Below are 23,191 nucleotides of genomic sequence, written 5' to 3'. Positions count from 1 at the left end.
TATAATTAATTGGTTTGAAAACTACTGCCGATAAAATTAAATCATTCTACTCGCTAAGCACCAACACTTTTGGCACTCCCAATCGCTCTTTTAACCAGCTTTCAAATTTATCCTTATCGGGGCTTTTTAATGAGGTTTTAGATTTGTAAACAGCAATTGGAAAAGTCGAGGAACTGTCTTTTGTGTAATTAAAGGTATGATTTGCTATCGAAATTGACGAAATACTCGGAAATATAATTTTGGCTTCGTTTAACATTTGAGCATTGTTATAATTATTTTTTGCCAATTCTGCTTCCAATAACTTAATTCTTGATTCGTTCACATCAAGCATTTCATCTTTGCCTTTAATTTCATTTAAAATGCTATTTCTTAAAACCTGAATATTATCTGTAGAATCTTGCTTTATGATTATTTTAGTTTGATTTAAACCGTAAAATTTCATTTTCTGATTCAGCTCTTTTATTTCTGCAGCTGTAAAACGATGATCTAAAAAAGCTAATTCAAGTACCTTGCTTTTATAATCTGTTTTTTTGTAAACAATGGTATTGCCGGTTGCTACCAATTCATCATTTATAAAATTATTTACCGCTTGTATATACTTTTGTTCTTTGTATAGCGAATAAGCAAAATAAGTACTCGGTACCAGCATTATAATTGTTAAAATGGTAATGGCATATTTTACCTGACGTTGATGTCTTCTATCAACCTGTTTTTTGGGCGGATATTTTAAAAACTTAACAATTACATAAGTTGCAATACAGATAAAAACGCAGTTGATACTATATAGAAAGAAAGCACCTAAAAAAAAGTTAAGCTGACCAGTTGCCAAACCATAGCCTGCAGTACAAAGCGGAGGCATTAAAGCAGTAGCAATTGCAACACCTGGTATTGGATTTCCTTTTTCAACTCGTGTAACTGCAATAACACCAACTAAACCACCAAAAAAAGCAATTAAAATATCGTAAATGTTAGGCGATGTTCTGGCTAATAATTCAGATTGTACATCTTTAAACGGACTAACATAAAAGTACACAGTAGATACTACCAAACTTGCAACTGTAGCGATAAGTAAATTTTTTAAGGCTTTTTTTAACAAATCAAAATCGAAGGTGCCCAAAGCAAAACCAGAACCTACAATTGGGCCCATTAACGGAGAGATTAACATGGCCCCAATAATTACTGCTGTAGAATTAACGTTTAAACCTACTGATGCAATTAAGATAGCACAAGCCAAAATCCAAAGATTAGCGCCAGCAAAAGAGATATTGTTTCTTACATTCTGCAAGGTTTTCTCTTTACTATCTTCTCCTCTGTGAAGGTTAAATAGGTAGTTTATGTATCTGATCATAAGGTAAACATACAAAATGAAGTTTTGAGCACCAACAATTAAATTTTTGAAATTTATTGCGGTTCTACAATTTCTCATTATCTGCAAAATATTATCCACCTAAACCTTATTGAAGTGGAAATCTTTTTGTTGCGAAGCTTCAAAAAATTGTAACGAAAAGAAGGACTGACATTAAAAATTGTACAGCAATTGCTTTTCTAATAATTATTTTGGCGTAAAACATTACAACCTTCAAACATTTCAAGGTTGCAACATTTCAATCCTAATATGTAACTTTGCAACATGATTGAACTTCCTGTAGTAGCTGCTGTTACAGACAAACCTCGTAAACCAGATTGGTTAAGGGTTAAATTACCCGTTGGTAAAGAATATGCCCAAGTGCGAAGTCTGGTTGACACCCATAAATTACACACCATTTGCGAAAGTGGTAATTGCCCAAATATGGGCGAATGTTGGGGTGCAGGTACGGCTACATTCATGATTTTAGGTAATATTTGCACGCGTTCTTGCTCTTTTTGTGCTGTAGCAACTGGCCGCCCTTTGGCTGTGGATACAGATGAACCAAACAGAATTGCCAATTCAGTAAAACTGATGAATGTAAAACATTGTGTGATTACTTCGGTAGATCGCGATGATTTAAAAGACGGTGGCTCTATTATTTGGGCAGAAACTTTACAAGCTATAAGACGCGAAAGTCCAACTACAACTTTAGAAACGTTGATCCCAGACTTTAAAGGGCAGTGGGATAATTTATACCGTGTTTTAGAAGAACGCCCAGAAGTAATGAGTCATAATGTTGAAACCGTTAGGCGTTTAACTAAACAAGTTCGTATACAAGCAAAATACGACAGAAGTTTAGAGGCTTTAAAACGTATTTCTGAATTTGGTTTGCGCACCAAAACAGGCATTATGTTAGGCTTAGGCGAAACCGAAGATGATGTGCTGGAAGCTATGGATGATTTGGTAACTAATGGTGTTCATATATTAACTTTAGGACAATATTTACAACCTACAAGAAACCATCACCCTGTGGTAGATTGGATACACCCAGACCAATTTGCAAAATACAAGGAAATTGGTTTAGCAAAAGGTTTACGCTATGTAGAGAGTGGTCCTTTGGTGAGATCATCATACCATGCAGAAAAACATTTATTTGATTTTTAAAACTTAGCGTTGTAACAAACAAAATTTGTAATTACGTGTTTTAGTTGTGTATATTCGTAAACTTGGCAACAACAAAAAAAATATCCTTATCTGAAGACGAACTGGTTAACGCCCTAAAAAGCCAGGATACCGTAGCAATTAAAGCATTATACGATATGTATTCTGGAGCTTTACTTGGCGTTATTTCTCGTATAGTGCTTCAAACCGAAGTTGCAGAAGATCTTTTGCAAGAAACTTTTTTAAAAATTTGGAATTCTGCAGGTAGTTATGATCCATCGAAAGGTAGGTTATTTACATGGATGATGAACATTGCCCGAAATCTGTCTATAGATAAATTGAGGTCGAAAGATTTTAAAAACGCTAACAAAAACCAAGATATAGAAAATAACGTAAGTTTCATTGACGAGCAAAAGAAGGTGAGTTTTAATGCGGATACTTTAGGCTTAAAAGAACTGGTTACCAAACTTAAACCAGACTTTAAAGATGTTTTAGATATGGTATATTTTAAAGGATATACGCATGTAGAAGCTGCAGAAGAATTAAACTTACCATTAGGCACGGTAAAAACTCGCGTAAGAATGGCGATTTTAGAGTTAAGGAAAAAATTTAATTGAGGTGGAAGAAGTAAAAGCATATATCGAATCAGGCATACTTGAACTTTACGTTTTAGGGCAGTTATCTGCAACAGAATGTAATGAAGTTGAAGCTATGGCAGCAAAGCATCCAGAAGTTAAGGCAGAGATTACTGCAATTGAACTTGCTATGGAGGCTTATGCTTTTGAAAATGCCATTAAGCCATCTGCAAATATAGAGGCGAAGATTTTGGCTGAAATTGGTGTAGAACAACAAGATAATGATCCTAAAATTGTTCCACTTTACCAACAAGCTAATGATAGCAAAATTAGAGCGTTGCGCTTTGCATTAGTTGCTTGTGTTGCGTTATTGGTTGTTAGTGTAGCAGCATTATATTCTGTTTACAATAAATTAACTATTGCTAATGATCAAATTACAACGCTAAGTAGCAATAATGAACAATTTGCAAGAACTGTTAATAAATTAGAATTCGATAATTCTGGTTTACAAAACAGAGTAGACATGACCGAAACAGACGAGTGGACTACAGTTAAATTAGCTGGAGTAGCTGCTTCGCCAGATGCTAAAATGCTTGTTTATTGGAATAAAACGAACAAAAACATCTTAATTAACCACGCAGCAATGGATTTGCCAAAAACTGACAAAACTCATGAATACCAATTATGGGCTTTGGTTGACGGTAAACCAGTAAGCTTAGGTGTTTTTGGAGAAAATACTAAAGAAGCTGTACAACAAATGGTTACCATTCAAAAAGCACAAGCTTTTGCCGTAACTATTGAACCTGTTGGCGGTAGCGTAAACCCAACCATGGAAAAAATGGTGGTAATGGGCGGCGTTTCAATATAGTCTCATCATCCTGAGCGTATTCAGAGTCATCCTGAGCGTAGTCGAAGGGCTTTACAGATTTTTTCGAAGAGCAAATTGCTGCTACTATTTATGGTAGTCCTGCTATTCGCTATATTTTTTTTGCTTCCTTCGACAAGCTCAGGATGACAGCAAAAAAAGATATCGCTTCTATGAGGTCTATTTAACTTAAAACATTGCAAATCACAAAATTTGCTGTGCAGGTGCAAAAAATTAGTCCATTGACATTTTCATTGTTTTAGGCAATTGTAAGACCACTTGCGATGCCGACACGCAGAAACTATCTTTTGCCAGTTCATCGCCAGCTTTGCCATGTAAATAAACACCTAAAATAGCTGCTTCTTTTGCTGCATGGCCTTGCGCAAGTAAAGAAACTAATATCCCAGTCAACACATCTCCCATTCCGCCACTAGCCATTGCAGGGTTGCCTGTTTGGTTAATGCATATTTCGCCAGTTGGCATACAAATAAAAGTATATTGGTTTTTCAAAATAATAACAATACCTAATTCTTTAGCTTTTGTTTGTGCAGTTTGTACTCTTTGCCACCAATTTTCATGGTCACCAAATAACCGATCAAACTCTTTTACATGTGGTGTTAAAATGGTTTGAGGTGAAAGGTTTTTCAACAAGTTTTTGTTATTACTCAGCGTGGTAATTGCATCGGCATCTACAACCAAAGGTTTTTGCAACTCAATAACTTTTTTAAGCATGATCAAATTATCATCGTCAAATCCTAAACCTGGACCAATTGCAATTGCATTGTATTTATGGAGACTTTTAAAATCAACATGCTCACGTGGCAAAGCCATCGCCTCTGGCATCGTGATATTTAAGGCAGTTAATCCACTTTGTGGCAAACATACTGTTGTTAAACCAGCACCCGCACGTAAACATGCGTTTGCAGACAGCAAAGCTGCACCCATAGTATTGGTATTGCCTGCAATTAATAATGCGTGACCATAAGTGCCTTTGTGGGTAAAATGAACTCGTGGTTTAATGAGTTTTGTAATATCCTCACTTGTTATTAATTTATAATCTGTAGGTTGAGTATTGATATAAGCTTCATCCAAACCAATATCAACCACTTTAAATCGTTTGATGGCTATTGAAGATTCTGGAAAGAAAAAGTTAATTTTTGGCCTTTGAAAGCAGATTACTAAATCGGCTTTTACGCCATTATAATCTACTAAGATTTCGCCTTCAGTTTTAAAACCAGTTGGTACATCAACAGCAATAATTTTAACCGCCAAATCATTAATCAGCTTTGCTAAAGCAGCGTATTGATCTGTTAAAGGTTTGTTTAATCCAGAACCTAAAATAGCATCAATAATAAGATCTGGTTTGATAATTTCTATTTCATTTACATCGTTTATTTCTTCAACTTGGAAATTCATCTCTTGCAAACGTTTCAGGTTTTCTTTATTATCATCGCTTTGCTTACTACCAAAACGAGTTAAAAAAATCGAAATATTTGTATAGTTTTTAGCCAATAATAATCTGGCTATGGCTAAACCATCTCCACCGTTGTTACCTAAACCGCAAAAAATAACTATCCCTGTATTTTTGTTATCATATTCTTGTGCAAAAGCGCTTACAAATGCATTTGCAGCTTGCTCCATTAAATCAACCGATTTAATTTTTGTATGCTTAATTGTATAAGCATCAATATTTTGCATTTGCGCAGCAGTTAGTAAATTTTGCATAAAGCTAAGTTAGGTTAAACTCTTAATTAAATATATACAAGCTAATTTTTGTTTCGATTAGGCTTAGTTATTTGATATAAACGTAACAATTGGGCAGGCTTTAAGTCTCATTTTTAATTAATAGATCTAAAACCAAATTTTAAAACGATGATTCAAAAACCATCAAACGCATTCATAGCAGCCGCATGGATAGCATTAGGAATTGGCATGATTGGCTATATTATTGGGCTTTGGCGCTCTGATATGGAACTGAACGAAAAAGGTTATTATTTTACGGTATTGATGTTTGGGCTTTTTGCCGTAATATCTTTACAAAAAGCAGTAAGAGATAAATTAGAAGGTATACCCGTAACCGAAATTTACTACGGCATTAGTTGGTTTAGCACACTTTTAACCATTACTTTATTGGTAATTGGCTTATGGAATGCAGAACTTTTGCCCAGTGAGAAAGGTTTCTATGCCTTCGCTTTTTTACTCGCACTTTTCGGGGCTATAACGGTGCAGAAAAATACCCGCGACAGCAAATTAGCCACTAACAACTTAAATTAAACACTTTAAATTAAGGAAGCCATTCTGATAAAAATCGGGGTGGCTTTTTAATTGTAAAACATTTGCAATGTGATTAAAACATTATCACCTTACAATTAATTTAATTTACATTTAATAATTATGCTTGATGATTTAGATGTTATAATTATTGGAGGTGGATTAGCTGGATTAACCGCAGCTTTGCACTTAAATAAAGTAGGTCTAAATGTAACACTTGTAGAAAAACAATCATATCCGCAACATAAAGTTTGTGGCGAATATATTTCTAACGAAGTGTTGCCTTATTTAAATTGGTTAGGCTTGGATATGAAAAGTTTATCTGCCACAGCTATCAATAAATTGCAATTAAGTACAGTTTATGGCAAAAGTACTTTTACCAAATTGCCCTTGGGCGGTTTTGGTATCAGCAGGTATGAGTTAGATTATTTTCTTTACCAGCAACTCCTTAAAAACGGTGTAAGAGTTATCATTGATACTGTTGTTGATGTTTTTTTTAAAAATGAAATATTTGAAGTTTCTACATCATTAGGTAAGCTATTTACTGCTAAACAAGTTATTGGTGCTTATGGCAAACGATCATCATTAGATATAAAATTTAATCGGCCGTTTATTCAGCAAAAATCACATTATTTAGCTGTAAAATCACATTACAAGGGGAACTTCCCGAAAGATTTGGTGGCCTTACATCACTTTAATGGTGGATATTGCGGTGTTTCTATGGTAGAAAATCAAAATTTAAATATCTGTTATTTGGCAGATTATAATTCTTTTAAAGCCTATAAAAATATTGATACCTATCAGAAAGAAGTGCTTTATAAAAATCAAAATCTAAAACAGATTTTTGAGCAAAGTGAAATTTTATTCGAAGCGCCTTTAACCATTAGTCAGGTTTCTTTTGCTAAAAAAAGTAAAATCGAAAATCACATGTTAATGATTGGCGATAGTGCGGGTTTAATTCATCCACTTTGTGGCAACGGGATGGCAATGGCTATACATGCCGCAAAAATTGCTTCAGAATTAATGTTTCAATTTGCCAACGGCGAGATAAATAGAGCCGAAATGGAAACTAACTACGAAAAATCGTGGCAACAAAATTTTAATGGCCGATTGAAAATGGGCAGTCTTTTATCAACACTGTTTAGAAACCAAAAAACAACCAATTTCTTAATTTCTGCGGTAACAAAATCTCCATTTTTGCTCAATCAAATTATTAAAAAAACACACGGAAATAAAATTTCAATCCATAATTAAATGCCGATAAATACCAATAAAAGAAGCGAAGCACCAGAAATGATGGATGATTTTGCCATGGAAGGTGAAATTTTAAGAGATGCTTTGGATAAAATTGCAAGCATCAATAAACTATTAGGTGGCAACGCGGTTACACTAGATGGGGTAAAAAAATTGTTAAAAAATACAAGCCAAAATAAAACAATCCGTATTTTAGACATTGGTTGTGGCAATGGCGATATGCTAAGAACGTTAGCTAATTATGCTGAACAAAAACAATTAAATTTTGAATTAATAGGTATTGATGCCAATCAATTTACCATTAACCATGCAACGCAACTTTCGGTAAAATACACAAACATTACCTACAAATGTGAAGATATTTTTAAGGATCAAATTACAGATTGTGACATCATTTTATGTACCTTAACATTACATCACTTTAAAGATCAAGAAATTATAGATTTGCTTACTCGATTTAAAAAAGCGGCAAGCCTAGGTATGGTAATTAACGATTTGCAAAGAAGCGCTTTAGCTTATTACTTATTTATCGGATTGTGTTTTGTTTTTGGGTTAAACCACATGTCTAAAGAAGATGGTTTAGTGTCGATATTAAGAGGATTTAAAAAAGCCGATTTACAATTATATGGTAAACAAAGCCAGCTAAAAAACTGTTCTATTAAATGGAAATGGGCATTTCGTTACCAATGGATAATTAAAACCGCATGAGTGTAAAAATAAAAGCAGTGGGCAAAGCCTTACCACAATACTCTAGATCAACTGCCGAAATTATGCCGTTTTTAGCTATTTGGTTAAAGGATCAAGACGAGCGTTTCGTTAAAAAAGTAAAGAAAATTTTCGAAGGTGCTTCGGTAGATCGGCGTTACTCGTTCATGTCGCCAGAAGAAGTTTTTAGCGATTTAAGTTTTGAAGAACGAAATGAGATTTACATTAGGGAAGGCATAAAATTAGGTGAAGCCGCACTACGTTCATCATTGGAAAAAGCAAATTGGCAGCCTACTGATTTAGATTACATCATCACGGTAAGCTGTACAGGAATTATGATACCTTCTTTGGATGCATATTTGATTAATAAACTTAAGTTAAAACAAGATATTGTTCGCCTTCCAGTAACCGAAATGGGCTGTGCAGCAGGTATTTCTGGAATTATTTATGCTAAGAATTTTTTGAAAGCAAACCCCAATAAAAGAGCGGCTGTAATTGCGGTAGAATCGCCAACGGCAACTTTTCAATTGAATGATTTTAGCATGGCAAACATTGTGAGTGCTGCCATTTTTGGCGATGGTGCCGCCTGTGTATTACTAAGTTCTTACGAAGATGAACAAGGACCAGAAATTGTAGCCGAAGAAATGTATCACTTTTACGATGCAGAGCAGATGATGGGTTTTAAAATGACCAATACAGGTTTGCAAATGGTGTTAGATGTGGCAGTTCCAGAAACAATTGCAGAAAATTTCCCAGCAATCATTCATCCTTTTTTGGCAAAAAACTCGTTAACTATTGCAGATATTAGTCATCTTATTTTCCATCCAGGAGGAAAAAAGATTGTACAATTGGTAGAAAGCCTTTTTAGTGATTTAGGCAAAAACATTAATGATACCAAAGAAATTTTAAGGTTATATGGCAATATGTCTAGTGCAACTGTCCTTTATGTTTTAGAAAGATTTATGGAAACAGCAATTCCGGAAGGCGAACATGGTTTAATGTTGAGTTTCGGACCAGGATTTTCTGCACAACGTGTGTTATTGAAATGGTAAAAAGTCATCAAGAAATATTAGCGCTCCTACCCTACACAAAGCCATTTCTCTTTGTAGATGAGATTATTGAAATTGATGAAAATGGTGTTAAAGGAAGTTTTACATTTCATGAAGATTTAGACTTTTACAAAGGACATTTTAAGGATTTTCCAGTTACACCAGGGGTGATTTTAACCGAAACCATGGCCCAAATTGGTTTGGCTTGTTTGGGTATTTTTCTTTTAGGAGATGAGGTCGAAAATTTAACCATCGCCATGACTTCTACTAATATTGAGTTTTTAAAACCAGTTTATCCTGCTGAAAAGGTTGTGGTGATAAGTGAGAAAAAATATTTCAGGTTCAATAAATTAAAATGTGAAGTGAGGATGGAAAACGAAGCTGGAGAAATTGTATGCAAAGGCGAAATTGCCGGAATGCTAATCGTGAAAAACAATGGATAATAGAGTTGTAATTACTGGATTAGGTGTAGTTGCCCCCAATGGGAATAATCTTGCCGAATTTACACATGCTATTAAAAATGGTGTTTCAGGGATTAAATTTGATGAAGAGTTAGCAGCGCTGAATTTTTCTTGCCAGATTTCTGGAAAACCAATGCTTTCTGCAGAGCGAATTCAAAACTATTTTACCGAACTCGAGCTTAAAAATTTAGATAGCACCGGCATTTTGTATGGCGTAATTGCTGGTATGGATGCTTGGCAGGATGCTGGATTAGCTTTAAATGAAAGTGACGAACCTTTTTACGATTATGGTGCCATTTTTGGCACGGGAACATCGGGCATAGACAAATTTAGGAAAGCAATTTATAAAATTGATGAATTGCAAGTAAAAAGATTAGGCAGCACAGTAGTTTCGCAAACTATGGCTAGCGGAATTACGGCCTATTTAAGTGGTAAAATAGGTTTAGGTAATCAAGTTACCACTAATTCATCGGCCTGTGCCACTGGAACTGAAAGTTTGTTAATGGCTTACGAGAGAATAAAAGCGGGACAAGCAACTTGCATGATTGCTGGTAGTACAAGCGATAGCGGCCCTTACATTTGGGGTGGTTTTGATGCCATGAAAGTTTGTACTTACAAACACAACCACGAACCCGAAAAAGGCAGCCGACCAATGAGTACAAGCGCTAGTGGCTTTGTACCAAGCAGTGGTGCTGGTGCTTTAGTTGTAGAATCATTAAGCCATGCTTTGCAAAGAGGTGCTAAAATTTATGCTGAAGTTTTAGGCGGCAACGTAAATTCTGGCGGTCAACGTGGTTTAGGCACTATGACTGCTCCAAACCCAACTGCCGTACAACATTGCATCAAAAACGCTATAAAAAATGCTCAAATTGATGCTAAAGATATTGATTTAGTGAGCGGACATTTAACAGCAACCGCTAAAGATGCTTTAGAGATTGAAAATTGGGTGAAAGCATTAAATCGATCAGGTAAAGATTTTCCGTACATCAATGGCATAAAAGGAATGATTGGACATACTTTAAGTGCTGCCGGAAGTATTGAGTGTGTAGCTGCTGTGATGCAATTACATAAAAATTTTATCATGCCGAATGTAAATTGTGAAGATTTAAATCCTGATATTGAGAAGCTTATTGATAAAAGTTGTGTGCCAACTCAATTGATTAATCAACGTATTTCTGTTGTAGCGAAAGCTAATTTTGGTTTTGGCGATGTAAATGCCTGTGTGATTTTAAAAAGATACGATAATGAATAACGAAAAAATGATCAATGATTTGAAAGAAATCATTACGCCATATACCGAGAATAAGGAAGCTTTAAATAGCATTACAGAGCAAACCGATTTTTTAGTGGATCTGAAAATTAATTCTGCCAATTTGGTTGATATTATTTTAGATATTGAAGAAAAGTTTAACATTGAAATTGATAATGATTCGATGGCTAAAATGCTCAACGTTAAAGCTACTATTGCTATTATCCAAGAAAAGTTAGCCGCCAATGCTGGGTAATGACATTGTTGATTTACAATTAGCGGCCAAACAAAGTAACTGGCGTAGAAAAGGTTATTTGCAGAAAATATTTACCGAACAAGAGCAAGATTTAATAGCTGATGCTGAAAACCAAGATCAAATGGTTTGGTTGTTATGGAGCATGAAAGAGGCGGCTTATAAGATTGTGAACATCGAAATTGGAGAACGATTTTATCGCCCTAAAAGTTTCGAGTGTATTCCAAATTTTTCTGAGCACCTTATAAAAGGAAAAGCTACTTACGAGGATCTTGAATTGGATACAGTTAGTGAATTGAATGAAAACTTCGCTAATACAACTGCTACATCTGAGCAAAATCGCAAACTTGAACATTATCTTCTTAATAATCCAAATACTTATATCGAAGATTTTAATAAAAACTCTTTTCAATTTAGATTAGTAAAAAATGAAGCCAATCTTCCAACTATACAAGATATATTAACTGAAGAATATGGCCCAGCATCTGTAAGCCACCACGGAAGATATGTTTCAATTGTTCATCCAAGCCAGTTTGAACCAGTTTAAGTAGAAACTGCAATTGTCTACTTAATGCTGTTCGAGATGTTAAGCGAAGCGCATCTCGAACTGAAAATAATAGTGGATTTCAAATCCACCATATTAAATCTTCGAGATGCCTTTCAGAACATCTCGAAGAGCGAAGTTCAGCACACTTTGTAATCCAGACCAATGCTGTTCGAGATGTTAAGCGAAGCGCATCTCGAACTTAAAATATTGGTGGATTTTCAAATCCACTTTATCAATTCTTCCAGATGCCTTACAGAACATCTCGAAGAGCGGATTTATTTCTGTATACCAGATGCTGAAATAAATTCAGCATGAAGCGGAACAACTACCCTTCCATCTCCTTCTTCAAAAACTTACCTGTTAAGCTGATTGGATTTTGGATCAATCCCTCTGGTGTACCTTCAAAAATAATTCTTCCACCACCAGCGCCACCTTCTGTACCTAAATCAATTACCCAATCGGCCACTTTTACCACATCTAAATTATGCTCGATCACCAAAACCGTATTTCCTTTTTCTACCAATTCATTCAGTACACCCAACAACACATTGATATCTTCAAAATGCAAACCAGTAGTTGGTTCATCTAAAATATAGAAAGTTTTGCCAGTATCTTTTTTACTAAGTTCGGTTGCCAATTTTACACGTTGTGCTTCACCGCCAGATAAAGTGGTAGACGATTGCCCTAAACGGATATAACCTAAACCAACATCAGCCAAAGTTTTAATTTTACGATAAATTGCCGGCATCTGATCGAAAAAAGCACAAGCTTCTTCGATGCTCATATCCAACACATCACTAATTGATTTGCCTCGGTAACGCACCTCTAAAGTTTCACGATTATATCTTCTACCACCACATTCTTCGCAAGGAACAGCAACATCTGGCAAGAAATTCATCTCAATTACTTTCATTCCTGCACCTTGACAAGTCTCACATCTACCGCCTTTTACGTTAAACGAAAAACGACCAGGTTTGTAACCTCTAATCTTCGCCTCTGGCAACATTACAAACAAATTTCTAATGTCTGAGAAAACACCCGTATAAGTAGATGGATTTGACCTTGGCGTACGACCAATTGGTGCTTGATCAATTTCAATTACCTTATCAATTTCTTTTAAGCCATTAATTTTTTCATAAGGAAGTGGATGTTTTTTAGCTCTGAAAAAATGATGATTTAATATTGGATATAAAGTCTCAGTAATTAAACTCGATTTACCACTACCAGAAACCCCAGTTACGGCAATAAATTTACCCAAAGGAAAATCAACCGAAACTTCTTTTAAATTGTGCCCTGTTGCTTTAATTATAGATAATTTATGCCCGTTTCCTTTTCTTCGTTTTTTAGGAACTTCAATCCCTTTTACGCCATTTAAGTAAGACGCGGTAAGCGTTCCCGATTTTAAAATCTCTGCTGGTGTGCCTTGCGCAACAATTTGTCCGCCATGTACACCCGCCGCCGGCCCCACATCTATCACATGGTCGGCCTCTAAAATCATGTCTTTATCGTGTTCTACCACTAAAACAGTATTGCCTAAATCGCGGAGGTTTTTTAAAGCGCCAATTAAACGCTCATTATCCCTTTGGTGCAAACCGATACTCGGCTCATCTAAAATGTACATTACATTCATTAGTTGAGAACCAATTTGTGTTGCCAAACGAATACGTTGTGCCTCGCCACCAGAAAGCGTACGAGCAGTACGATCTAAAGCCAAATAAGTTAAACCAACATCGGTTAAAAAACCTAAACGAGCCCTAATCTCTTTTAAAATTTCTTTTGCAATGGTATTTTGTCTTTCATTTAAACGCTCTTCAACATCGGTAAACCAAGTTTGTAGCGATAAAATATCCAGCATTGCCAATTCAGAGATGTTTTTCCCATCAACTTTGAAATGCAGACTTTCCTTTTTCAAACGTGCACCATGGCAGTCAGGGCAAGTTTTTAGCTTGCGGAAACTATCCATATCATTGGCATTTTCCGTATCGCTTCTCTTATCTTGTTGCTCTTCTAACAGTTTAATAATCCCATCAAAAGTAATTTGATAGTTCTGAACATTCCATTTATTGTATTCAACCGCAACACTTAACAATTCGTGTGTTCCGTTTAAAATGATGTTAATGTTATCCTCTCCCAATTTCTCCAAAGGTGTAGAAAGCGAGAAGTTATATTTTTTAGCTAAGGCTTTTAAAACTTGGAACATCCAAACATCACGGTATTCGCCCAAAGGAGCCAAACCACCGTTAATAATGCTCAACTTCATGTTTGGCATTACCGATTCCTTATCTACCACAAAAATGTAACCCAAACCATCGCAACGCTCACAAGCACCATAAGGCGAGTTAAACGAGAAACTGTTTGGCTGTGGTTCATCATAAGAGATACCAGTTGTTGGGCACATTAAAAACTTACTAAAATGCGCTACGTTATTATCTTTATCGCTAATTTTAATAATTCCTTTGCCTAAACGCATGGCAGTTTGTATGCTATCTAGTAAACGTTTATGATCTTTTTCGTCCACAATTAAACGGTCAACCACAATTTCTATATCGTGTATTTTATAACGATCTACCTGCATTTTCGCAGTAATGTCTTTTATCTCTCCATCAATACGAACTTTAACATAACCTTGCTTGCGTATCTGCTCAAACAACTCGCGGTAATGTCCTTTTCTACCTTTAACAACTGGCGCCAAAATATTCACTGGCATAGTGTTAAATTTATTGTAAATATTTTTAAGGATTTGGTCTTCGCTCATTCGCTCCATTTTCTCTCCAGTATTGTAAGAGAAAGCATCGGCAGTACGTGCGTAAAGCAAACGCATAAAATCGTAAATTTCGGTAATGGTACCAACCGTAGAGCGTGGGTTTTTACTGGTAGTTTTTTGCTCAATGGCAATAACCGGACTTAGCCCCGAAACTTTATCTACATCAGGACGCTCCATGCCGCCCATAAACTGGCGAGAATAAGCGCTAAATGTTTCCATGTAACGGCGTTGTCCTTCGGCATAAATGGTATCAAAAGCCAAAGATGATTTGCCACTACCACTTAAACCAGTAATTACAACAAGCTTGTTTCGAGGGAAACTAACATCAATATTTTTAAGATTATGCACCCTGGCACCATACACTTCTACATCTTTTTGTTCGCCTAGGTCAATGTTCTTTTCGCTCATAAATTTATCAGTTCTCGGTGTTAAAAAACAGCCTGCAAAAATAACGATTTTAAAGCAGAAAAGCTATTGATTTACAATAGTTAAAATGTTGTTTTCTTGTCATTCTTAAAGAAGCTAAAAACTGGTTTTGAGCTTTGACAAAATTCTATCCCATCTGCCAAAATTTTGTCAAAGCTTGAGTAGTGTTATTTTTTATTTGAAAAGGTGCTGCAGTGCTTTTCGGCAAATACAGCCCGGCTGTTTGCTCCAATCTTTTAATTTATAGCTTTGACAAAGTTCTGTACAACTGTCTAGAACTTTGTCAAAGCTCAAAAATAAATTAAAAGTATTTCCGCTTCCATCCGGTTTATAAACGAAGCCAGTTCAAATTGGGAAAAACCTTTCAACAAGCTATTTGGCTAAAGCCGATTGATATTTTTCATAAAATCCGTTGGCTAAAGCCAACGGCAATGAATTGCTATTTTGCTATTCGAAATTTGCAATCGAGAATCTGGATTCTGAATCCCCAATTAGCTTTCTGATATTCATTGCCGTCTGCTTCAGCTGACGGAAATAGGAGATATTTTGATGCGCTATGCAACCCTCAATAATTGCAAAAGCCGCTGTTAGCTAAACCCGACTTAGCGAAAATACTTTTTGTTTTAAACTTACGAAGTCTTCTAAAGCACTGGCAATAGACTTCGTAAGTTTGATTAAACAAAAAGATTGTAGCGAGGGCGGGACTACCATTTGCTATGGAAACGAATTTTGCTTTTCTAATCCAAAAAATTTCGGTCGCTAAGACACCAACCGATAGGATAAATTTAACCAATGTTGAGCGAAGCCAAATCCCGATTTATCGGGAAACCAATTAAACCAATAAACCAACAAAATTTGGAATGCAAGGAAATTAAGAATAGTTTTGAGCTTGAAAATTAATTACTAGCAAGCGTATTATGATTATTGAACCTAGAATGAGAGGATTTATATGTTTAACGGCGCATCCGAAAGGTTGTGAGCAAAACATAATTAATCAAATTAACTATATACAGGCAAAAGGACCAATTGATGGCCCTAAAAAAGTTTTAGTAATAGGTGCATCAACTGGTTTTGGTTTGGCATCGAGAATTACAAGTGCGTTTGGTTATGATGCTGCTACAATTGGTGTATATTTCGAAAAACCACCAAAAGATGGCAAAACTGCATCACCAGGCTGGTATAATACCGCAGCATTTGAAACTGAAGCTACAAAAGCTGGTTTATATGCAAAGAGCATTAACGGCGACGCATTTTCTAATGAAGTAAAACAACAAACTATCGATTTAATTAAAGCTGATTTAGGTCAGATTGACTTGGTAATTTACAGTTTAGCTTCGCCAGTAAGAACAAATCCTAAAACTGGTGTAACACATCGTTCTGTTTTAAAACCTATTGGTGGTTCTTTTAGCGATAAAACGGTAGATTTCCACACTGGAATTGTTTCTGAAGTGTCTATTGAACCAGCTAACGAAGAAGAAATAGAGAATACAGTTGCCGTTATGGGTGGCGAAGATTGGGAAATGTGGATTGATGCTTTAAAATCTGAAAACTTGTTAGCTGATGGTTTTACCACAGTTGCTTACTCTTACATTGGCCCTGCTGTTACCGAAGCGGTTTACCGTAAAGGTACAATTGGTAGAGCAAAAGATCATTTAGAAGCTACTGCTTTTACCATTACCGATAAATTAACCGAAGTAAATGGCAAAGCTTATGTTTCGGTAAATAAAGCATTGGTTACACAAGCGAGTTCGGCCATTCCGGTTATTCCGTTATACATTTCTTTCTTATACAAAATTATGAAAGAAGATGGCATACACGAAGGTTGCATTGAGCAAATTCAGCGTTTATTTGCCGATAGATTGTATGTAAGTGATGTTGTACCTGTTGATGAAAAAGGCAGAATTAGAATTGATGATTGGGAAATGAAACCTGATGTACAGGCTAAAGTTGCTGAACTTTGGAAAAACGCTACAACTGAAACTTTACCAGAAACTGGAGATTTAGCTGGCTACAAAAAAGATTTCTTAAACTTATTTGGTTTTGATGTTGATGGTGTAGATTACCAAGCAGATGTAAACGAAATGGTAGAGGTGCCTGGTTTGGTTCTCACCCCCTAAGCCCCTCTCCCAAGGAGATGGGAAAACAAAATCGCCTATTAAAACGCTCAATAACTTGGGCGTTTTTTTTATTTTGCATTATACTCATTCTTTCCGTCATTTCGAACGAGTTCTTCATGAGGAGAAACCTGTACGTAAATTGCTACAGATTTCTCCTCGTACCTCGTTCGAAATGAAGGTTATATTAACGGGCTGAGGATGCTACTCTGTAAGTCGGGTCCTCCAAAATATTTACCTCAATAACTGAATTTGCATTTGCTAAAAGTGTTCTACAATCTTCACTTAAATGTCGAAGATGAATAGTTTTACCAACTTTAGCATATCGCTCGGTAATTTTATGTACAGCATCAATGGCACTCATGTCGTTAATTCTACTTTCCTTAAAATCAATAACAATTTCTGAAGGGTCATTTTGCACATCAAACTTTTCTGAAAAAGCAGTTGTAGAACCAAAAAATAGCGGACCAAAAATTTCGTAATGTTTTACGCCGTTTTCATCAATATATTTTTTTGCACGAATGCGTTTAGCACTTTCCCAAGCAAAAACCAAAGCCGAAATAATTACGCCAATTAAAACCGCTAAAGCCAAATTATGAAGTAAAACGGTAATTACGGCAACTAAAATCCCAACGAAAATATCGTGCTTTGGCATTTTATTGATGACTTTAAAACTAGCCCACTCAAAAGTACCGATAGCAACCATCATCATTACACCAACCAATGCCGCCATAGGCAATTTACCAATAATCGGTGCCCCATATAAAATAATGAGTAAGATGGTTAATGCTGCAATAATGCCCGATAAACGAGCTCTAGAGCCAGCAGAAAGGTTAACTAAAGTTTGGGCAATCATTGGGCAACCACCCATACCGAAAAAGAAACCGTTTAAAATATTAGCTCCACCTTGTGCAATACACTCTCTATTGCCATTGCCTTTCGTTGCGGTTATTTCATCAACCAAGTTTAATGTGAGCAAACCTTCGGTTAAACCTACACAAGCCATAATTAAAGAATAGGGTAAAATTATTTTTAAAGCATCAAAAGTGAAGGGTATATCTGGAACATGAAAAGGAGGAAATCCGCCAGCAACTGAAGCAATATCACTTACGGTTTTAGTATTGATACCAAAACCTGCAACTATTGCAAATACTACAATTATGGCGACCAAAGATGCAGGAATAGCTTTTGTAATTTTTGGGAAGCCAATCACGATTAAAATGGTTAGCACCACCAAACCCGCCATAATGTATAATGGCGAACCTGAAAGCCAAGTTTCAGTTCCTTGAACTTTAAACTGTGTTAACTGCGACATGAAGATGATAACCGCCAGACCGTTTACAAAGCCAAACATTACGGGTTGCGGCACCAGCCGGATAAATTTTCCGAACTTAAAAACCCCAACTAATATTTGAATTAATCCTGCCAAGGCAACCGCAGCAAAAACATATTCGATACCGTTTGACTGCATTAGGGCTATTAAAACCACAACTGTTGCTCCTGCCCCACCAGAAACCAAGCCTGGTCTGCCACCAAAAATGGCCGTAACCAAACCCATAATAAAGGCGGCATACAAACCAGTTAATGGAGAAAATCCAGCTAAAATCGCGAAGGATAGTGATTCTGGAATCATAGTCATGGCTACGGTTAAACCTGCCAAAACCTCTTTTTTATAATCTACTTTTTGTGTAAAATCGAATAAGTTGAAAGTTAATTTCATCTTTTATGTATTAAAAATTAAGGAATAGTACACGAAAAATCGCTGTACGAAGAATTAACCAAAATAATTTGGTTTTTAAATGACCTTAAAATTTAATCAAGGTGGTGTAACCGGAGAAGATGAACAATTGATGATTTGCATTATATAGCAAAAGTACAAAAAAATATCAGCGAGAGCGACTAACTTTTCGGTTCAAAATATCTTTTCCTAAACCAAAAAGCAACGTTAACCAATGCAATTAGAGCGGGCACTTCTACCAAGGGGCCAATTACACCGGCAAAAGCTTGTCCGGAATTAATGCCAAAAACACCTATGGCAACTGCTATCGCCAACTCGAAATTATTACCGGTTGCCGTAAAGGCAATCGCTGTACTTTTTGAATAGTCTGCACCAAAATATCGCCCTGCGAAAAAACTTAACACAAACATTACCGCAAAATAAATAACCAAGGGGATGGTAATTCGCACCACATCCATCGGAATTTGAACAATCAACTCTCCTTTTAAACTAAACATAATCACGATAGTAAAAAGCAATGCGATTAATGTAATTGGCGAAATAAATGGTACAAATTTAGTGTTAAACCATTCTTCTCCTTTTAGTTTAATTAAAACCACACGACTAATAATACCCATGGCAAATGGAATACCTAAATAAATACCTACGCTTTCTGCAATTTGCCAAATCGAAATATCAACAGCTAATCCTTTTAGCCCAAAGAATGGAGGTAAAATTGTAATAAAAACGTAGGCAAAAACACTATAAAACAAAACCTGAAAGATACTATTCAAAGCAATTAATCCTGCTGCATATTCTCTATTTCCTTCTGCTAGCTCATTCCAAACTACTACCATGGCAATGCATCTAGCTAAACCGATTAAAATTAAGCCAACCATATATTCGGGATAATCTTTTAAGAAAAAAATAGCCAAAAAGAACATCAAAATTGGGCCTATTACCCAGTTTAAAACTAATGATGTGGTTAATACTTTAGTGTCTTTAAACACTTGCCCCAAGTTTTCGTACTTTACTTTTGCCAAAGGCGGATACATCATTAAAATTAATCCGATAGCTAAGGGAATATTTGTTGTTCCACTAGAAAAAGAATTAATAAACGTAGCCGATGACGGAAAAAAGAAACCAATACTAACACCAATTGCCATGGCTAAAAATATCCGTAGGGTTAAAAAACGATCTAAAAAACCCAATTTTTTACGCTCGGCAATTGGGGCACAATTATTTGCAGACATTTTATTTACTTAAATATTCCTTCACAAAATTCTCACAATAAGATTTTATCATTTCTCTTACTTCTGCAAATTCTGCTTTAACTTCTTCTTCTGTTCCGGTAGCTTTTGCCGGATCGGGGAAATTATAATGTAACTTAACTGCCTTGGTAGGGAAATATGGGCAACTTTCTTTGGCATTATCGCATACGGTAATTACATAATCAAAATCGATGTTAGTGTATTCATTTACATTGTTTGAGGTGTGATTTGAGATGTCAATTCCATCAGCAGCCATGGTTGCTATTGCTTTCGGATTTACGCCATGCGTTTCAATTCCAGCACTGTAAATTTCTGCTTTTCCGTTAGCAAAATGATTTAAATAACCATGTGCAATTTGACTACGGCAACTGTTGCCTGTACATAATACCAATACTTTTTTCATTGTTATGTTTAATTTTCAATTTTTTACTACTTGATTTTAAACCACTGTCTTTAATTCCCTCTCTTCTGGAGAGGGACATTGCAATTGGCCCATCCACAAACCATTAATAGGGAGAGGCTATTTTAACAACAGCCTCCACCTGGCACACAAGAGTTTGCCATTGGCAATTGACCTAACTTAACTTTTTGTTTTTCAGCAGGTATTCCACACGCATCCGTTGCTAAACAAGCGGTTTGCATATTAACTAAAACGAAATCTTTACCATCAAAACTTAAACTGTATTTGCCAATTGTTTTACTTTGATATTCAACTTCAATTTCTAGATCTTCTAAACATAAGATTTTCTCAGATAATGCAATAATGCTTAACAGTTTACCAGGTTTTAAACGATGTTCAAAATCGTTGGCATCCCACAATTGAAAATTTGCCTTATTTTCTTTCCTCACCACACCACCACAATCTATAAAATGTTTGCTTACGGCACCAACTTCGGTTACATGAAAATGCTCTGGCACCATAGTACCATCTTCCAATTTAAAATTTACAGCTTCAACTGTATTTAAGATGTTTTTTACTTCTGATAATTTCATTTTTTTATGGTTAAAAATTAACAACAATTTTTTTTTTGAGCGGTTATTTTTCCGAATACTTCCGATAAGAAATTTTGAAATTTGTTGAAGGTTGCCTCATCAATACAATAGCAAATGGCATTTCCTCCAATATTTCCTTTTATCAATCCTGCGTTTTTTAGTTCTTTTAAATGTTGCGAAACAGTAGGTTGAGCCAAAGGCAATTCGTTTACTATGTCGCCACAAATGCAGGTATCTACTTTTAATAAGTAATCAATTATGGCTATCCTAGCGGGATGACCGAGTGCTTTCATAATTGCAGCAATTTCATTCTGTTTATCTGTAAAATGTTCTGTTTTGGAAGCTCCCATGATTTTATATTTTAATATTGCAATATTACGATAAAGATATTTACCAACCAAATTATTACCTTTAAAAGAAAATTCCCATGTCAAATATCAAGCTCATTATTGAAGAAAGGCCAAGCAATATTGGCAATTTTATGGTTGGCAGATTATTGCCTTTCCGCGAAAAACGAATGGTCGGTCCGTTTTCCTTTATCGATCACATGGGACCAGCTTTATTGAGCGATCATGAGAATTTAGATGTTCCTCCACATCCGCACATAGGTTTATCTACTTTAACTTATCTTTTTGAAGGCAGTATTATGCACAAAGATAGTTTGGGAACTGAAATAGAAATTAAACCCGGACAAGTAAACTGGATGACCGCTGGAAATGGAATAGTACATTCTGAACGTACACCAAAATATTTAAGGCAATCGAATAAAATGCTGCATGGATTACAAATTTGGGTGGCCTTGCCAAAACATTTTGAGCAAATGGCACCAGAATTTTATCACGCAGATGCGGATGATTTACCAAGCTGGGAAGAAAACGGTATTCAATTTAAATTGATAGCTGGCGAAGCTTTTGGAAAGAAATCTCCAATTCCGGTTTACAGCCCGATGTATTTATTGGAACTAAAAAGTACAGCGCAAGCAAGTGTAAAAATTGGTGAACATCTTTTTGGTGAAAGTGGCATTTATATTTTGGAAGGCGCAATTGAAAACGATGGAAATACATTCGAACCTAAACAACTATTGGTTGCAAAAGATAGTTCACTTTGTGAGTTTACCATGCAAGCCAATACTACAATCTATATTTTTGGTGGTGAGCCTTTTCCGGAAGAGCGTTTCATTTACTGGAATTTTGTAGCCAGCAGCAAAGAGTTAATTGAAGAAGCGAAAGAAAGATGGTTAAAGCAAGAATTTGAACCCGTGCCAGGAGAAACCGACTTTGTGCCTTTGCCTGAGAGAAGGATTTAGTATTAGTTTTGTCAGTCTGAGCTTGTCGAAGACCATACAATTTCCTTCGACAAGCTCAGGATGACACCATTGTTCATTCAATAGCCAAATTTCGGGGGTGAGACACCATAACTTTTCGGAACAAATTTTTAATGATTATTTATCACATAGAGATTTAGAAAAATTGATAAAAACACGGACTACGAGTGCAATTAAGATTTATTAGAAGTTACTTTTAGACCTCAGAGAGGTCTTATATCTATAGCTAATGTGCAATTATGGTGTGCGACCCCAGCTGGGGTCGAATGTATGCCTTGCAATTGCTATACAGATATTATCCCGCTGGGATAATTTAATCCTCCGTTTAATTTTCTAACCATAAATAGACATTGAAAACATAGGCTAGCGCATTTTTTCCTCTATTAACTATGTGCTTATGTGTTTAATTTTTAATCTTCCGAACACTAATGGTGTCTCACCAACCTATAGTATAATTTATGCCTTTGCCCGAGAGAAAGATTTAGTATTAGTTTTCTCAGTCTGAGCTTGTCGAAGACCATACAATTTCCTTCGACAAGCTCAGGATTGTAAAGGTTTAATAATTCGGTAACAGATTTTGGGTTTTTGAGTAGCATTAATTTAGTTGTTATTTTCGTTATTCCCGCTTAGTTTTGCCATCTCTGCTGGAGTTTTGCCATTGATGCCCTGATGCGGTCTTTGCTGATTATAGTATAGCATGTATTGCATCAGTTCATCTTTTAGTTCTTCTATTGTATCGAAGTCCGTTTCTTCTATCAGATCTTCCTTCAGTGTTCTCCAGAACCGCTCTACCTTTCCATTGGTCTGTGGCCTATAGGGTCTTGTGTACCTGTGTACAATATCA

Annotated in this window: 21 protein-coding genes and 2 pseudogenes; 13 read left to right on the top strand and 10 right to left on the bottom strand. The window is 35.8% G+C overall.

Translation table 11 applies throughout. From position 1 onward, the window contains the following. Positions 1-46: 46 nt before the first annotated feature. On the bottom strand, positions 47-1,348 hold the full coding sequence (locus FA045_RS15105) for a DUF389 domain-containing protein (protein ID WP_136877915.1): 1,302 nt from the start codon (positions 1,346-1,348) through the stop codon (positions 47-49). 282 nt (positions 1,349-1,630) lie between these two features. Here FA045_RS15105 and lipA point away from each other — a divergent pair, with 282 nt between their 5' ends. The 3 genes from lipA (at position 1,631) to FA045_RS15090 (ending at position 3,952) form a co-directional block, all read left to right on the top strand. Beyond that, on the top strand, positions 1,631-2,512 hold the full coding sequence (gene lipA / locus FA045_RS15100; protein WP_136877914.1) for a lipoyl synthase: 882 nt from the start codon (positions 1,631-1,633) through the stop codon (positions 2,510-2,512). Between the two features lie 62 nt (positions 2,513-2,574). Then, the gene (locus FA045_RS15095) at positions 2,575-3,126 is read left to right on the top strand and encodes an RNA polymerase sigma factor (protein ID WP_136877913.1); all 552 of its coding nucleotides are present in this window, start codon (positions 2,575-2,577) and stop codon (positions 3,124-3,126) included. A gap of 1 nt (position 3,127) precedes the next feature. Then, entirely contained in the window at positions 3,128-3,952 is an 825-nt protein-coding gene (locus FA045_RS15090) for an anti-sigma factor (RefSeq protein ID WP_136877912.1), read from the top strand. 231 nt (positions 3,953-4,183) lie between these two features. On the opposite strand, the gene FA045_RS15085 is transcribed toward FA045_RS15090, so the two are convergent. After that, entirely contained in the window at positions 4,184-5,674 is a 1,491-nt protein-coding gene (locus FA045_RS15085; RefSeq protein ID WP_169305067.1) for an NAD(P)H-hydrate dehydratase, read from the bottom strand. Positions 5,675-5,821: 147 nt separating this feature from the next. Between FA045_RS15085 and yiaA the strand changes: the two genes are divergently transcribed. From yiaA to FA045_RS15045, 8 genes are all read left to right on the top strand, one after another. Continuing rightward, positions 5,822-6,223, top strand: coding sequence for an inner membrane protein YiaA (yiaA, locus tag FA045_RS15080; RefSeq protein WP_136877911.1), 402 nt, complete (start codon positions 5,822-5,824; stop codon positions 6,221-6,223). A 120-nt stretch (positions 6,224-6,343) separates the two neighbouring features. Beyond that, on the top strand, positions 6,344-7,474 hold the full coding sequence (locus tag FA045_RS15075) for an NAD(P)/FAD-dependent oxidoreductase (RefSeq protein ID WP_136877910.1): 1,131 nt from the start codon (positions 6,344-6,346) through the stop codon (positions 7,472-7,474). After that, on the top strand, positions 7,475-8,182 hold the full coding sequence (locus FA045_RS15070; protein ID WP_136877909.1) for a methyltransferase domain-containing protein: 708 nt from the start codon (positions 7,475-7,477) through the stop codon (positions 8,180-8,182). Then, positions 8,179-9,231, top strand: a complete 1,053-nt coding sequence (locus FA045_RS15065) for a type III polyketide synthase (protein ID WP_136877908.1) — start codon at positions 8,179-8,181, stop codon at positions 9,229-9,231. The genes FA045_RS15070 and FA045_RS15065 overlap by 4 nt, the downstream gene beginning before the upstream one ends. Further along, positions 9,225-9,671 (top strand): 3-hydroxyacyl-ACP dehydratase FabZ family protein, encoded by a 447-nt coding sequence (locus FA045_RS15060; RefSeq protein ID WP_136877907.1) that lies wholly within the window; start codon positions 9,225-9,227, stop codon positions 9,669-9,671. Before FA045_RS15065 ends, FA045_RS15060 begins: the two co-directional genes overlap by 7 nt. Next, a complete protein-coding gene (locus FA045_RS15055; RefSeq protein ID WP_136877906.1) occupies positions 9,664-10,941 on the top strand; it encodes a beta-ketoacyl-[acyl-carrier-protein] synthase family protein in 1,278 nt (425 codons plus the stop codon). Before FA045_RS15060 ends, FA045_RS15055 begins: the two co-directional genes overlap by 8 nt. Next, positions 10,934-11,194, top strand: coding sequence for an acyl carrier protein (locus tag FA045_RS15050; RefSeq protein ID WP_136877905.1), 261 nt, complete (start codon positions 10,934-10,936; stop codon positions 11,192-11,194). The genes FA045_RS15055 and FA045_RS15050 overlap by 8 nt, the downstream gene beginning before the upstream one ends. Beyond that, positions 11,184-11,738 (top strand): 4'-phosphopantetheinyl transferase family protein, encoded by a 555-nt coding sequence (locus tag FA045_RS15045; RefSeq protein ID WP_136877904.1) that lies wholly within the window; start codon positions 11,184-11,186, stop codon positions 11,736-11,738. The genes FA045_RS15050 and FA045_RS15045 overlap by 11 nt, the downstream gene beginning before the upstream one ends. A gap of 325 nt (positions 11,739-12,063) precedes the next feature. On the opposite strand, the gene uvrA is transcribed toward FA045_RS15045, so the two are convergent. Continuing rightward, positions 12,064-14,910, bottom strand: a complete 2,847-nt coding sequence (uvrA, locus tag FA045_RS15040; protein WP_136877903.1) for an excinuclease ABC subunit UvrA — start codon at positions 14,908-14,910, stop codon at positions 12,064-12,066. A gap of 935 nt (positions 14,911-15,845) precedes the next feature. On the opposite strand from uvrA, the gene fabV reads away from it, so the two are divergent. Next, positions 15,846-17,045, top strand: coding sequence for an enoyl-ACP reductase FabV (gene fabV, locus FA045_RS15035; RefSeq protein ID WP_136877902.1), 1,200 nt, complete (start codon positions 15,846-15,848; stop codon positions 17,043-17,045). Between the two features lie 184 nt (positions 17,046-17,229). Here the strand turns inward: fabV and FA045_RS15030 are convergent, their stop codons facing one another. From FA045_RS15030 to FA045_RS15010, 5 genes are all read right to left on the bottom strand, one after another. Continuing rightward, positions 17,230-18,762 carry a SulP family inorganic anion transporter gene (locus FA045_RS15030; RefSeq protein ID WP_136877901.1) on the bottom strand — a complete coding sequence of 511 codons (1,533 nt, stop codon included), beginning with the start codon at positions 18,760-18,762 and terminating at the stop codon, positions 17,230-17,232. A 179-nt stretch (positions 18,763-18,941) separates the two neighbouring features. Continuing rightward, the gene (arsB, locus tag FA045_RS15025) at positions 18,942-20,012 is read right to left on the bottom strand and encodes an ACR3 family arsenite efflux transporter (RefSeq protein WP_136877900.1); all 1,071 of its coding nucleotides are present in this window, start codon (positions 20,010-20,012) and stop codon (positions 18,942-18,944) included. Position 20,013: 1 nt separating this feature from the next. After that, entirely contained in the window at positions 20,014-20,433 is a 420-nt protein-coding gene (locus tag FA045_RS15020) for an arsenate reductase ArsC (protein ID WP_136877899.1), read from the bottom strand. 122 nt (positions 20,434-20,555) lie between these two features. Next, positions 20,556-21,023 (bottom strand): DUF6428 family protein, encoded by a 468-nt coding sequence (locus tag FA045_RS15015; RefSeq protein ID WP_136877898.1) that lies wholly within the window; start codon positions 21,021-21,023, stop codon positions 20,556-20,558. A gap of 17 nt (positions 21,024-21,040) precedes the next feature. Next, positions 21,041-21,373, bottom strand: coding sequence for an ArsR/SmtB family transcription factor (locus tag FA045_RS15010; protein ID WP_136877897.1), 333 nt, complete (start codon positions 21,371-21,373; stop codon positions 21,041-21,043). Between the two features lie 77 nt (positions 21,374-21,450). Here FA045_RS15010 and FA045_RS15005 point away from each other — a divergent pair, with 77 nt between their 5' ends. Beyond that, positions 21,451-22,329 carry a pirin family protein gene (locus FA045_RS15005; protein WP_136877896.1) on the top strand — a complete coding sequence of 293 codons (879 nt, stop codon included), beginning with the start codon at positions 21,451-21,453 and terminating at the stop codon, positions 22,327-22,329. A 618-nt stretch (positions 22,330-22,947) separates the two neighbouring features. Here the strand turns inward: FA045_RS15005 and FA045_RS15000 are convergent. Both FA045_RS15000 and FA045_RS19210 read right to left on the bottom strand, forming a co-directional pair. After that, positions 22,948-23,127: pseudogene (locus FA045_RS15000) on the bottom strand (integrase core domain-containing protein); the annotation flags it as partial. After that, positions 23,112-23,191 (bottom strand): annotated as a pseudogene (locus tag FA045_RS19210) (integrase core domain-containing protein); the annotation flags it as partial. The pseudogenes FA045_RS19210 and FA045_RS15000, both read right to left, overlap by 16 nt.

It is taken from the genome of Pedobacter cryotolerans, from assembly GCF_005116475.1.
GTDB lineage: Bacteria > Bacteroidota > Bacteroidia > Sphingobacteriales > Sphingobacteriaceae > Pedobacter > Pedobacter cryotolerans.
This window is presented reverse-complemented; position numbering and strand designations above follow the sequence as displayed.